The sequence below is a fragment of the Bacillus sp. SN32 genome (assembly GCF_002837495.1).
GTDB lineage: Bacteria > Bacillota > Bacilli > Bacillales > Bacillaceae > Bacillus > Bacillus subtilis.
This window is the reverse complement of the sequence record NZ_PJCT01000005.1, coordinates 1-14,412: the sequence shown is the minus strand read 5'-3', so window position 1 is coordinate 14,412 and position 14,412 is coordinate 1. Positions and strand designations below refer to the sequence as shown.

General features: G+C 45.4%; 8 protein-coding genes. 3 read left to right on the top strand and 5 right to left on the bottom strand.

The features are described 5' to 3' along the window. Positions 1 to 49: 49 nt before the first annotated feature. Positions 50 to 1,483, top strand: a complete 1,434-nt coding sequence (gene bglC / locus CW370_RS17235; protein WP_024572179.1) for a 6-phospho-beta-glucosidase — start codon at positions 50 to 52, stop codon at positions 1,481 to 1,483. Between the two features lie 36 nt (positions 1,484 to 1,519). On the opposite strand, the gene nin is transcribed toward bglC, so the two are convergent. The 5 genes from nin to hxlA all read right to left on the bottom strand — a co-directional run bounded on the left by nin (position 1,520) and on the right by hxlA (position 5,589). Continuing rightward, positions 1,520 to 1,918: a DNA-entry nuclease inhibitor gene (nin, locus tag CW370_RS17230; RefSeq protein WP_015252845.1), complete on the bottom strand. Its 399-nt coding sequence runs from the start codon at positions 1,916 to 1,918 to the stop codon at positions 1,520 to 1,522. Between the two features lie 26 nt (positions 1,919 to 1,944). Beyond that, positions 1,945 to 2,394: a DNA-entry nuclease gene (nucA, locus tag CW370_RS17225; protein WP_024572180.1), complete on the bottom strand. Its 450-nt coding sequence runs from the start codon at positions 2,392 to 2,394 to the stop codon at positions 1,945 to 1,947. A 167-nt stretch (positions 2,395 to 2,561) separates the two neighbouring features. Further along, entirely contained in the window at positions 2,562 to 4,283 is a 1,722-nt protein-coding gene (gene tlpC, locus CW370_RS17220; RefSeq protein WP_029946260.1) for a methyl-accepting chemotaxis protein TlpC, read from the bottom strand. Between the two features lie 110 nt (positions 4,284 to 4,393). Continuing rightward, complete coding sequence (gene hxlB, locus CW370_RS17215) at positions 4,394 to 4,951, bottom strand: 6-phospho-3-hexuloisomerase (RefSeq protein WP_086343442.1); 558 nt, start codon at positions 4,949 to 4,951, stop codon at positions 4,394 to 4,396. Positions 4,952 to 4,956: 5 nt separating this feature from the next. After that, positions 4,957 to 5,589 carry a 3-hexulose-6-phosphate synthase gene (gene hxlA / locus CW370_RS17210; RefSeq protein ID WP_101169850.1) on the bottom strand — a complete coding sequence of 211 codons (633 nt, stop codon included), beginning with the start codon at positions 5,587 to 5,589 and terminating at the stop codon, positions 4,957 to 4,959. 231 nt (positions 5,590 to 5,820) lie between these two features. Here hxlA and hxlR point away from each other — a divergent pair, with 231 nt between their 5' ends. Beyond that, positions 5,821 to 6,183 carry a transcriptional activator HxlR gene (gene hxlR / locus CW370_RS17205; RefSeq protein WP_003246265.1) on the top strand — a complete coding sequence of 121 codons (363 nt, stop codon included), beginning with the start codon at positions 5,821 to 5,823 and terminating at the stop codon, positions 6,181 to 6,183. Positions 6,184 to 6,758: 575 nt separating this feature from the next. Then, positions 6,759 to 14,412, top strand: a 7,654-nt coding sequence (gene srfAA, locus CW370_RS17200) for a surfactin non-ribosomal peptide synthetase SrfAA (RefSeq protein WP_101169849.1), incomplete at its 3' end; no start/stop codon positions are given.

Genomic DNA, 14,412 nt, shown 5'->3' with positions numbered 1-14,412 from the left:
TTTCATAGCCTATGATAGGTTTATCAATAATTCAGGAGTGATAAACACTATGATCCACCAGCATCCAGAATCTTTTCCGAAACATTTTTTGTGGGGCTCTGCTTCTGCAGCGTACCAGATTGAAGGCGCTTGGAATGAAGATGGCAAAGGCCCTTCTGTTTGGGATGTGTTTACGAAAATACCGGGCAAAACGTTTAAAGGAACCAATGGCGACATTGCGGTTGACCATTATCACCGATTTAAAGAAGATGTCGCTCTGATGGCTGAGATGGGGTTAAAAGCGTATCGATTTTCCGTCAGCTGGCCACGGGTTTTTCCAAAAGGAAAAGGAGAGATCAATGAAGCAGGTCTAGCGTTTTACGATAGACTGATTGATGAATTGCTTTCTCATCACATCGAGCCGGTTCTGACTTTATATCACTGGGATTTGCCTCAAGCGCTTATGGACGAATACGGCGGGTTTGAATCCAGAAACATCATAGAGGATTTTAATCACTACTGTATTACTCTTTATAAACGTTTTGGAGACAGGGTGAAATATTGGGTTACGTTAAACGAACAGAACTACAATTTTAATCACGGATTTATTACAGCCATGCATCCGCCTGGAGTGAAAGACAGAAAACGATTTTACGAAGCAAACCATATTGCGTTTCTGGCTAATGCAAAAGCCATCGAATCATTTAGAGAATATGTGCCTGAAGGCAAAATAGGTCCTAGCTTTGCTTATTCTCCGGCCTACCCTTTATCAAGCCATCCAGAGGATATACTGGCATTTGAAAACGCCGAAGAATTTACGAACAATTGGTGGCTTGACATGTATTGCTGGGGAACCTACCCGCAAATTCCATTCCGCTACTTGGAAAAACAGGGATGGGCGCCGACAATCGAAGCAGGAGATATGGAGCTGCTTGCCAAAGGGAAGCCTGATTTTATAGGTGTCAATTATTATCAGACGATCACCTATGAACGAAATCCGCTTGATGGTGTGTCAGAAGGGAAAATGAATACGACAGGCCAAAAGGGAACCAATCAGGAGACGGGGATACCCGGAGTGTTCAAAACGAAAAAAAATCCGCATCTGACAACGAGCAACTGGGATTGGACAATTGACCCAATTGGGCTGCGTATCGGTCTTCGCCGAATTACAAGCCGCTATCAGCTTCCAGTGTTTATAACAGAGAACGGTTTGGGTGAATTTGATAAAGTTGAGAACGGCACTGTACAGGATGATTATCGAATTGATTATTTGCGTTCGCATCTTGAGCAATGCAGACAATCCATCAGTGACGGTGTCGATTTAATCGGCTATTGCAGCTGGTCGTTTACTGATCTGTTAAGCTGGCTGAACGGCTACCAAAAAAGATACGGATTTGTATATGTCAATCGTGATGAAGAAAGCACATACGATTTAAAACGCTTGAAGAAAAAAAGCTTTTATTGGTATCAAGATGTCATCAAGACAAACGGAGAAAGTTTATAAAGAGTCCCTGAGAGTTATTCTCTCAGGGGTTTTTCATTACACAGAAACAGCATCAATAATATAAGTGTCGGCGTGCAAATCTGACATTTCAGCCGGCACAGTCCAGCATGTCAATTGATAGTCTCCTTTAGGCAGATCAAAGGACAGTCTTTTAGACATGATGCTTTCAATATGAATTCCGTTTTCTGTGACATGAAAAGGAACAGTCACTTTTGTTTCGTAGGAGTTTACTGTTTCTGAACTGTTCAGGCGCAAAAGAATAAAGGCCTTTGTATTTCGCTGTGCCTCAAAGGAAATGGCTCCGTCTGCCGCAGCATATCCTTTTTCAATCGCTTCGTCAGTCCAATCCATTACAGGAGGTGTAGAATCCTTTTGAAATACAGTAAATTGATGATATGAAATCGAAAGTTCTTGCGGCTTCCATGATTTGATCAATGTGCTGTTCCTCCTCTATGTACTGTTTACTGAATTGTGAATAAAACCTTTGTGCCGTCTGGGTAATCGGTAAGCTGATGTCCGACCCAAGAGCCTGCTCCGCGGTTGTCAGCGGGAGAAATGTATTCTACAGAAGCTCCCTCACCGCCTTCTTTGCACATGGCCATTGGCCATTCATCTCTGTCATACCCCTTTTTGGAAGGTACGTCCTTTAATGATTGCTCGCGGCGTTCCTCAGCTCCGTCTCTGTCGATAGTGCACACCTCTGAGTGCCCTTCATTTATCGCATCCTTAATATGCTTGGCCGTTTCGGGATAACGGTCAGAAGGGAAGGAGATTGTTTCATCATATTCTTTCGTTTGAGACGTTTTTTGATCAGCTGAGAAAAAGTCTCCTTTTATCAGGCCGGCAGCTGCAGCTGCTATTATGACGATGACGAGAAGTATTGTTTTTATGATGTCCGTCGTGATGTTCACCTCCCGCTTTTAAAACTGACACAAGAGTAATCCAGAAAGCATTTGGTGTAAAGGTTTAAATTTTATGTTTTACGCTCAGTTTATTGCAAAAATCGTAATTTTAGCAGGTCGAAATATTTGTTTTCAGCAAAATACGATTGCCAATTTACAATAATGATAGTAAGTCATCAGCCGTTTTCGGCTTGATTAATCATTTTAAATTGGCTTATGATACCGGTAAGCTCCTCAGCTAATTGAGAAAGTGTTTCAGAAGCTGCGGTAATCTCCTCCATTGCAGCAAATTGCTCCTCTGTTAATGCAGCCGCTTGCCGGGTATTTTTAGTAGATTCTTTAATGTCGGCCGTATTGGCTGCAAAGGAATCATTTATATGATGTGCACTGGCTGAAATGTTTGTTACAGATGCTGATAAATCACTAATCTCGGCGCTGATTTCACCTGTTGCAGCTGCAATTTCCTTAAATGCATCTCTGGTGCGCTGGATCATGGTGACCCCTTCTGCAGCTTCTGTTTTCACATGCTCAACAGATCTTGCAGACCGGTTCATATCCTTTTGTATTTCTATGATCAGTTTTGAAATCTGCCCCGCAGACTGTTGAGACTCTTCTGCTAATTTCCGTACTTCATCAGCAACAACAGCAAAGCCTTTTCCTTGTTCACCGGCTCTGGCAGCTTCAATCGCTGCATTCAGCGCAAGCAGGTTTGTCTGATCGGCAATTTGGGTGATGACCGATAAAATTTGCTCAATTTGTTTAGAGCGGCCGTCTAACTGGTGTATGATTTCTCCGCTTTTCTGAATTGACTGGTGAATCGCATCCATTTGCGCCTGTACATTTGCAATTTCCTTTTGCCCAATGTCTGCTTTTGATTGCGCGAGCTGCCCTTTGTCAGCGATAGCGGCAGTATTTGCAGAAATATCCCGGATGTCTGCTGAAGCTTGTTTTAATGAGCTTTCACTGTTTTCAATTCGGGTGATCTGATCTTGGGCTCCATTTGCAATCTGCTGTACAGCTTCTGTGATCTTTTCTGAAGCTTGATTTGTTTCCTCTGCTCCGGCTGAGAGCTGCTGAGAGGCTGACGCAAGCTGAAGGGCTGATTGTTGTACGGTTTGTATGGTATCGTTCAGCTTCATTCTCATCTTATTATAATAGACGCTTAGTTCTGATAGCTCGTCACCGGTTTTGTCTGACACCTCTATTGTCATATCTCCGTTTCCGGCACTTTCAAAGGCGCTTTTTAAAGCGTTCAGCCGCTTGTTGATTTTTCTGGTGAAAACCAAGACAAGGATGACTGATACCATAATCACGATAACAAGAACGATAGCGAATTGAGTGAAAAGTGATTGTGTAAGTGATGTTAAAATGCTTTGATTAGCTCCGGTATACAGCATGCCGATGATGTTCCCATTTTGATCTTTTAACGGCATGTATGCAGTCTGATAAGAAGAACCTGCTACATCTGCTTGTCCGTAAAAACGCTTTCCTTTCTTTAAAACAGCGGCAATAACTTCAGAAGAAGCCTGGGTGCCGACAGCTCTTTCGCCATTTTTCATGACATTGGTTGCAACACGAGTATCGCCTTGGAAAATGGTAATGGTATCACCTGTTTTTTCGCCAAGCAGATCAACAATATCTTCATTTCCATTGATTTGTGTTTGCCCTTTATAGAGCTTATTGTTTTTCACCTGCCAGTCGCCTGACATGACATCATCAATATAAGTGCTGCTTAAAGCAAGATCACCTTTCGCTTTTTCAGTTGCCATTTGTTTCATGCTTTCTGTAATTTCCTTAAGCATCACAGTGCCAACTGATGCCGAAAACAAAAGAATCACCACGAAAACGAGGCAAAGAATTTTAGTTCCTAGCTTCATCTCAAGTCGTTTTATCAACATAATTCCTCCCTTTATGATTTGTAGGTCATATTACTTATCGGGTTTTTGGGTTTAAAGTTTTATTTTAGAAAAAATAAAACCGGCCTGAGCTTCAGGCCGGTTGTGTGATGCTATTCAAGGTTTGCGTGGTGAGTGAACATAGTTTCAGAATCGAGTCCTTTTTTCTCCATGAGTTTTAAAATCACTGCATCATAGAATAGCAGCAAAGTTTGTTCAAATAATGATCCCATTGGCTGAATGGTTTTATAGCTTCCGTTTGACTGGTCTTTAGGAGAACCAGGCATTCTGATGATGAGGTCCGCTTGTTTTCCGATGCTTGATTCCGGATTGATGGTTAAAGCGGCAACAATTCCGTGTAAGCTTTTTGCTTTTGCTGCGGTATGAATCAAGCTTTTTGTCTCGCCTGATCCTGAGCCGATAATAACTAGATCTCCTTTGGCGAGCGGCGGAGTGAGAATCTCACCTACAATATGGGCGTTGAAGCCCATGTGCATCAGTCTCATCGCGAAGGATTTTGCCATCAGGCCAGACCGCCCCGCACCCGCGGTGAAAATTTGGTGGGATGAAAGAATGTGATCGGCAAGCTGGTCAGCTTCTTCATTAGAAATATAAGCTACTGAATTGTGTAACTCATTGAGAATTTCCGCTACGTATTCAGTCGTTTTCATAGGAGTTATCCTTGGACAATCAGCTGCTTCATTTTTGAAGCTGTTTCAGCCTTATCAGCTGCGCTTGTAATTCCGCCCCCAACAATGACAAGGTCAGGGTTTTGCTTGATCACTTCTGGCAGTGTATCAAGTTTGATGCCGCCCGCGATTGCGGTTTTTGCGTTTTTTACGGTATTTTTGATTGTCGTTAATTCTTCGAAAGAGTTTTTGCCCTCTGCTTGAAGATCATAGCCAGTGTGGACGCAGATGTAGTCAACGCCTAGTGCGTCAATTTCTTTCGCACGGGATTCGATATCTTTCACGTTAATCATGTCCACTAAGATTTTCTTCTTTTGTTTTTTGGCTTCTTCTGCTGCGCCTTTAATCGTTGCATCGTCTGTAGCCCCTAAAACGGTGATGATGTCAGCGCCTGCTTCCGACGCTTTCATAATTTCGTAGCCTCCGGCATCCATGATTTTCAGGTCTGCAAGAACCTTCAATTGAGGAAATGCTTCTTTTATTTCTTTAACGGCTCTTAGGCCTTCATTAATGACGACCGGTGTTCCGATTTCAACTACGTCGATGTATTGTTCTACCTCTTTGACGAGCTCAATGGCTTCCGGGATGTTGACGAGGTCTAATGCAAGCTGTAATTCCATTGTTGATCCACTCCCTTTTTCGAATTATTTTTCATTCTATAGGTTCTCTTATTTGATGAGAAGTAGGCACTTTGAAGTCAACAAGTTACTTGGAGGATACTGTGAGGAGAGACAATCAGATTTCTTTCGCTTGATTTTATGAGTGAGTATAATGAAAAAAGAGTCTGCAAAAAAGTAAGTAAGTGATGATACGTATCTAACATACAAAAAGGTTACTAAGGGGGGATTCTATTGAGCCGGATGGACGACAAAAGGTTTAATTGTGAGAAGGAATTAACGCTTGCAGTGATTGGCGGTAAATGGAAGATGCTCATTTTATGGCATTTAGGAAAAGAAGGCACAAAACGGTTCAATGAATTAAAAACATTGATTCCTGATATTACGCAGAAGATCCTCGTGAATCAGCTGAGAGAGCTTGAGCAGGATATGATTGTTCACAGGGAAGTGTATCCGGTTGTCCCGCCGAAGGTTGAGTATTCTCTGACCCCGCATGGAGAAAGCCTCATGCCTATTCTTGAAGCCATGTATGAGTGGGGGAAAGGCTATATGGAATTGATTGATATCGACAAAAATGTCATGAAAGAATCGTTGTAAGACGCTCTTCGCAAGGGTGTCTTTTTTTTGCCTTTTTTTCGGTTTTTGCGCGGTACACATAGTCATGTAAAGATTGTAAATTGCATTCAGCAATAAAAAAAGATTGAACGCAGCAGTTTGGTTTAAAAATTTTTATTTTTCTGTAAATAATGTTTAGTGGAAATGATTGCGGCATCCCGCAAAAATATCCCTGTAAATAAACTGGAATCTTTCGGCATCCCGCATGAAACTTTTCACCCATTTTTCGGTGATAAAAACATTTTTTTCATTTAAAGTGAACGGTAGTAAGATAAAAAATATTGAAAACAATGAATAAATAGCCAAAATTGTTTCCTATTAGGATAGGGGATCTTGCGGTCTTTATCCACTTATGTTAAACGCCGCAATGCTGACTGACGGCTGCCCGTTTTAATAGCGGCAATCTGTTTTTTTGTTTGGAAGCTCTGCTTTTTAAGTGTAGTACTTTGGGCTATTTCGGCTGTTAGTTCATAAGAATTAAAAGCTGATATGGATAAGAAAGAGAAAATGCGTTGCACATGTTCACTGCTTATAAAGATTAGGGGAGGTATGACAATATGGAAATAACTTTTTACCCTTTAACGGATGCACAAAAACGAATTTGGTATACAGAAAAATTTTATCCTCACACGAGCATTTCAAATCTTGCGGGGATTGGTAAGCTGGTTTCAGCTGATGCGATTGATTATGTACTTGTTGAGCAGGCGATTCAAGAGTTTATTCGCAGAAATGAAGCCATGCGCCTTCGGTTGCGGCTAGATGAAAACGGGGAGCCTGTTCAATATATTAGCGAGTATCGGCCTGTTGATATAAAACATACTGACACTACTGAAGATCCGAATGCGATAGAGTTTATTTCACAATGGAGCCGGGAGGAAACGAAGAAACCGTTGCCGCTGTACGATTGTGATTTATTTCGTTTTTCCTTGTTCACCATAAAGGAAAATGAAGTGTGGTTTTACGCAAATGTTCATCACGTGATTTCTGATGGTATCTCCATGAATATTCTCGGGAATGCGATCATGCACATTTATTTAGAATTAGCCAGCGGCTCAGAGACAAAAGAAGGAATCTCGCATTCATTTATCGATCATGTTTTATCTGAACAGGACTATGCTCAATCGAAGCGGTTTGAAAAGGACAAGGCGTTTTGGAACAAACAATTTGAATCGGTGCCTGAACTTGTTTCCCTGAAACGGAATGCTTCCGCAGGAGGAAGTTTAGATGCTGAGAGGTTCTCTAAAGATGTGCCTGAAGCGCTTCATCAGCAGATTCTGTCATTTTGTGAGGCGAATAAAGTCAGTGTTCTTTCGGTATTTCAATCGTTGCTCGCCGCCTACTTGTACAGGGTCAGCGGCCAGAATGATGTTGTGACGGGAACCTTTATGGGCAACCGGACAAATGCTAAAGAGAAGCAGATGCTTGGCATGTTTGTTTCTACGGTTCCGCTTCGGACAAACATTGACGGCGGGCAGGCGTTTTTAGAATTTGTCAAAGACCGGATGAAGGATCTCATGAAGACACTCCGCCACCAAAAGTACCCGTATAATCTCCTGATCAACGATTTGCGTGAAACAAAGAGCTCTCTGACCAAGCTGTTTACTGTTTCTCTTGAATATCAGGTGATGCAGTGGCAGAAAGAAGAGGATCTTGCCTTTTTGACTGAGCCGATTTTCAGCGGAAGCGGATTAAATGATGTCTCGATCCATGTGAAGGATCGATGGGATACTGGGAAACTCACCATAGATTTTGATTACCGCACTGATTTATTTTCACGTGAAGAAATCAACATTATTTGTGAGCGCATGATTACAATGCTGGAGAACGCGTTAACGCATCCAGAACATACAATTGATGAATTAACGATGATTTCTGATGCGGAGAAAGAGAAGCTACTTGCGAGGGCGGGCGGTAAATCTGTGAGCTACCGTAAGGACATGACGATCCCGGAACTGTTCCAAGAAAAGGCTGAGCAGCTTTCAGATCATCCGGCGGTTGTATTTGAAGATCGTACATTGTCCTATCGAACGTTACATGAACAATCGGCACGCATCGCCAATGTGCTGAAACAGAAAGGGGTTGGCCCGGACAGTCCTGTCGCGGTTTTGATTGAACGCTCTGAACGGATGATTACAGCTATCATGGGGATTTTAAAAGCCGGCGGAGCCTATGTGCCGATTGATCCGGGTTTTCCTGCTGAGCGCATTCAATATATTTTGGAGGACTGCGGGGCGGACTTCATCCTGACTGAATCGAAGGTTGCGGCGCCTGAAGCCGATGCTGAGCTGGTTGACTTAGATCAGGCGATTGCGGAAGGTGCAGAAGAAAGCCTGAATGCAGATGTGAACGCACGGAACCTTGCCTACATTATTTACACATCGGGAACAACCGGACGCCCGAAAGGCGTTATGATCGAGCATCGCCAGGTTCATCATTTGGTTGAATCTCTGCAGCAGACGATTTATCAAAGCGGCAGCCAAACCCTGCGGATGGCATTGCTTGCGCCGTTCCACTTCGATGCGTCAGTGAAGCAGATCTTCGCGTCGCTTCTTTTGGGACAAACCCTTTATATCGTACCGAAGAAAACAGTGACGAACGGGGCCGCTCTTGCTGCATATTATCGGAGAAACAGCATTGAGGCGACGGATGGAACACCGGCTCATTTGCAAATGCTGGTAGCAGCGGGCGATTTTGAAGGCCTAAAACTGAAGCACATGCTGATCGGAGGAGAAGGCCTGTCATCTGTTGTTGCGGACAAGCTGCTGAAGCTGTTTAAAGAAGCCGGCACAGCGCCGCGTTTGACCAATGTGTACGGGCCGACTGAAACGTGCGTTGACGCGTCTGTTCATCTGGTTATCCCTGAGAATGCAGTTCAATCAGCGTATGTGCCGATCGGGAAAGCGCTGGGGAATAACCGCTTATATATTTTGGATCAAAAAGGCCGGCTGCAGCCTGAAGGCGTGGCGGGCGAGCTTTATATCGCGGGAGACGGTGTGGGCCGAGGCTATTTACATTTGCCTGAATTAACGGAAGAGAAGTTTTTACAAGATCCATTCGTGCCGGGCGATCGCATGTACCGGACCGGGGATGTGGTACGCTGGCTTCCAGATGGAACAATCGAATATTTAGGCAGAGAGGATGACCAGGTCAAAGTCCGCGGATACCGGATTGAGCTTGGGGAAATTGAAGCCGTGATTCAGCAGGCGCCAGACGTTGCAAAAGCCGTTGTTTTGGCACGCCCTGACGAACAGGGAAATCTTGAGGTTTGCGCATATGTTGTGCAGAAGCCTGAAAGCGAATTTGCGCCAGCCGGCTTGAGGGCGCATGCGGCCAGACAGCTTCCTGACTATATGGTGCCGGCTTACTTTACAGAAGTGACAGAAATTCCGCTTACGCCAAGCGGCAAAGTCGACCGCCGCAAGCTGTTTGCACTAGAGGTGAAGGCTGTCAGCGGCACTGCCTATACAGCGCCGCGAAATGAGACTGAAAAAGCAATCGCAGCCATTTGGCAGGACGTACTGAATGTTGAGAAGGCGGGGATCTTTGACAATTTCTTTGAAACTGGCGGGCATTCATTGAAAGCCATGACCCTTTTAACAAAGATTCATAAGCAAACAGGCGTCGAGATTCCGCTTCAATATTTGTTTGAGCATCCGACGATTGCGGCTCTTGCAGAGGAGGCTGATCACAGAGAAAGCCGGGCATTTTCGGTGATTGAACCTGCTGAAAAACAGGAGCATTACCCGCTTTCCCTGGCACAGCAGCGAACATATATCGTCAGCCAGTTCGAGGATGCGGGAGTCGGCTACAACATGCCGGCAGCAGCAATATTAGAAGGGCCTTTAGATATTCAAAAGCTGGAGCGCGCATTTCAGGGGTTAATCCGACGCCACGAGTCATTGAGAACATCATTTGTTCTTGAAAACAGCACGCCGAGACAGAACATTCACGATAGCGTTGATTTCAACATCGAAATGATTGAAAGAGGCGGCCGCTCAGATGAGGCAATTATGGCTTCATTCGTTCGGAAATTTGATTTAGCGAAAGCTCCGCTGTTCAGAATCGGTTTGCTGGGGCTTGAAGAGAACCGTCATATGCTGCTGTTTGACATGCACCATTTGATTTCTGATGGTGTATCCATTGGCATTATGCTGGAGGAGTTAGCACGCATTTATAAAGGCGAACAGCTTCCTGAACTTCGTCTCCAGTATAAGGACTACGCTGTATGGCAAAGCAGGCAGGCTGCTGAAGGGTACAAGAAGGACCAGGCTTATTGGAAGGAAGTCTTTGCAGGCGAGCTCCCGGTGCTTCAACTTCTGTCCGATTACCCAAGACCGCCTGTTCAAAGCTTTGAAGGGGATCGGGTGTCAATCAAGCTGGATGCGGGGGTAAAGGATCGCCTCAATCGTTTGGCTGAACAAAACGGCGCCACTTTATATATGGTGATGCTGTCCGCTTACTATACGCTTTTGTCAAAGTATACGGGACAGGATGACATCATTGTCGGGACACCGTCAGCGGGCAGAAATCACTCCGATACAGAGGGCATTATCGGGATGTTTGTCAATACGCTTGCGATTCGCAGTGAGGTGAAGCAGGATGAGACGTTTACCCAATTGATCTCGCGTGTCCGCAAACGGGTGCTGAATGCCTTTTCTCATCAGGACTATCCGTTTGAGTGGCTTGTTGAAGATTTGAACATCCCGCGTGATGTTAGCAGGCATCCGCTGTTTGACACGATGTTCAGCCTTCAAAACGCGACAGAGGGCATTCCGGCTGTCGGCGATCTGTCCTTGTCTGTTCATGAGACCAATTTCAAGATTGCCAAATTTGATTTGACGGTGCAGGCGAGAGAAATCGATGAAGGCATTGAGCTTGATTTGGATTATAGCACGAAGCTGTTTAAACAAAGCACGGCAAACAGGCTGCTTACGTATTTTGCGCGTTTGCTTGAAGATGCTGCGGCTGATCCGGAGAAGCCGATTTCTGAGTATAAGCTTCTTTCTGAAAAGGCGGCTGCTTCGCAAATTCAGCAGTTTAACCCGGGCAGAACACCTTATCCGAAAGACAAAACAATTGTTCAGCTGTTTGAGGAGCAAGCGGCGAATACGCCAGATCACACTGCGCTTCAATATGAAGGCGAATCACTCACTTATCGTGAGCTGAATGAACGGGCCAATCGTTTAGCCCGCGGCATTCTTTCTCTTGGGGCTGGCGAAGGCAGGACAGCGGCTGTCTTATGCGAGCGGTCAATGGATATGATTGTGTCGATCTTGGCAGTATTAAAATCAGGTTCGGCTTATGTTCCGATTGATCCGGAACATCCGAGTCAGCGGATGCAGCATTTCTTCCGTGACAGCGGAGCAAAGGTGCTTCTCACTCAGAGGAAATTAAAGGCTTTAGCGGAAGAAGCGGAATTTAAGGGCGTTATCGTGCTAGCCGATGAGGAAGAGAGCTATCATGCCGATGCGCGCAATCTCACACTGCCTCTTGATTCTGAAGCAATGGCCAACCTGACGTATACCTCTGGAACGACTGGAACACCTAAGGGGAATATCGTGACACATGCCAATATTCTCCGCACGGTGAAGGAAACGAATTATCTCAGCATTACAGAACAGGATACGATTCTCGGTCTTTCCAATTACGTGTTTGACGCGTTTATGTTCGATATGTTCGGATCTTTGTTAAACGGAGCCAAGCTGGTGCTGATACCGAAGGAAACCGTTTTGGACATGGCTCGCCTGTCCCGTGTCATTGAACGGGAGAACATCAGCATTCTCATGATTACAACCGCTTTGTTCCACTTGCTTGTGGACTTGAATCCGGCGTGCTTGTCAACGCTTCGCAAGATTATGTTTGGCGGGGAACGGGCTTCGGTTGAGCATGTCAGAAAAGCTTTGCAAACGGTTGGAAAGGGCAAGCTCCTTCACATGTATGGACCGTCTGAAAGCACGGTTTTCGCGACGTATCATCCGGTTGATGCATTGGAGGAGCACACGCTGTCCGTTCCGATTGGAAAACCGGTCAGCAATACGGAAGTATACATTCTTGACAGTACGGGACACGTGCAGCCTGCCGGGATTGCCGGAGAGCTTTGCGTCAGTGGCGAAGGACTCGTGAAAGGCTATTACAACCGTCCAGAACTGACTGAGGAGAAATTTGTTCCCCATCCGTTTACATCCGGCGAACGCATGTATAAAACGGGAGACCTTGCGAGATGGCTGCCGAATGGCGACATCGAATTTATCGGGCGAATCGACCATCAGGTGAAGATTCGCGGACAGCGCATCGAGCTTGGAGAAATCGAACATCAGCTGCAAACCCATGATCGTGTTCAGGAAAGTGTTGTGCTTGCCGTTGATCAAGGAGCGGGAGATAAACTGCTTTGCGCTTACTATGTCGGAGATGGAGACATCTCATCACAAGAGATGAGAGAGCATGCTGCGAAGGACTTGCCGGCATATATGGTTCCTGCGGTGTTTATCCAAATGGACGAGCTGCCGCTGACAGGGAACGGAAAAATTGACCGGAGAGCGCTGCCGATTCCTGATGCCAACGTTTCAAGAGGTGTTTCATATGTTGCGCCACGCAATGAAACGGAACAAAAAGTCGCAGACATTTGGGCACAGGTGCTTCAGGCTGAACAAGTCGGCGCTTATGACCACTTCTTTGACATTGGCGGACATTCATTAGCAGGCATGAAGATGCTTGCCTTGGTTCATCAGGAACTGGGCGTTGAGCTGTCACTCAAGGATCTCTTCCAGTCACCGACGGTTGAGGGCTTAGCACAGGTGATTGCCTCTGCTGAAAAAGGGACAGCCGCAAGTATCAGCCCGGCAGAGAAACAAGATACGTATCCTGTTTCTTCACCGCAAAAACGGATGTACGTGCTTCAGCAGCTTGAGGATGCGCAAACGAGCTATAACATGCCGGCGGTTCTGCGCCTGACAGGTGAGCTTGATGTTGAAAGGCTTAGCAGCGTCATGCAGCAGTTAATGCAGCGTCATGAAGCCTTGAGAACCACGTTTGAAATAAAAGATGGAGAAACGGTGCAGCGGATCTGGGAAGAGGCTGAGTGTGAGATAGCCTATTTCGAAGCCCCGGAAGAAGAGACAGAGCGGATCGTTTCTGAGTTTATTAAGCCTTTCAAAATCGACCAACTTCCACTGTTCAGAATAGGGCTTATCAAGCATTCAGACACTGAGCATGTGTTGCTGTTCGATATGCATCATATTATTTCTGACGGTGCATCTGTCGGTGTGCTGATTGAGGAGCTTTCAAAGCTGTACGACGGAGAAACCCTTGAGCCGCTCCGTATTCAATATAAGGATTATGCCGTGTGGCAGCAGCAGTTCATTCAGTCTGAGCTTTACAAGAAGCAAGAAGAGCATTGGCTGAAGGAGCTGGACGGAGAGCTGCCGGTGCTGACGCTTCCGACTGATTACAGTCGGCCTGCCGTTCAAACATTTGAGGGAAACCGCATTGCATTTTCATTAGAAGCAGGCAAAGCTGATGCTCTGCGCAGGCTTGCAAAAGAAACGGATTCCACGCTTTACATGGTGCTTCTGGCTTCATACAGTGCATTTTTATCAAAACTTAGCGGGCAAGACGATATCATCGTCGGTTCACCTGTGGCCGGACGATCTCAAGCGGACGTCAGCCGCGTCATCGGAATGTTCGTCAATACATTGGCGCTGCGCACGTATCCGAAGGGTGAAAAGACGTTTGCCAACTATCTTAACGAAGTGAAAGAAACGGCACTCAGCGCTTTTGATGCGCAGGATTACCCACTTGAGGATTTGATCGGAAATGTTCAGGTTCAGCGTGACACAAGCAGAAATCCGTTATTCGATGCAGTTTTTTCAATGCAAAATGCGAATATAAAGGATTTAACAATGAAAGGGATTCAGCTTGAGCCGCATCCGTTTGAACGGAAAACAGCCAAGTTTGACCTCACGCTGACGGCTGACGAAACCGACGGAGGGCTTACATTCGTACTCGAATACAATACAGCTCTGTTTAAGCAGGAAACGATTGAACGATGGAAGCAATATTGGATGGAGCTTTTAGATGCTGTTACTGATAACCCGAACCAGCCGCTTTCCAGCCTGTCACTGGTCACCGAGACAGAAAAGCAAGCGCTTCTTGAGGCATGGAAGGGCAAAGCGCTGCCTGTGCCGACAGACAAAACGGTTCATCAGCTATTCG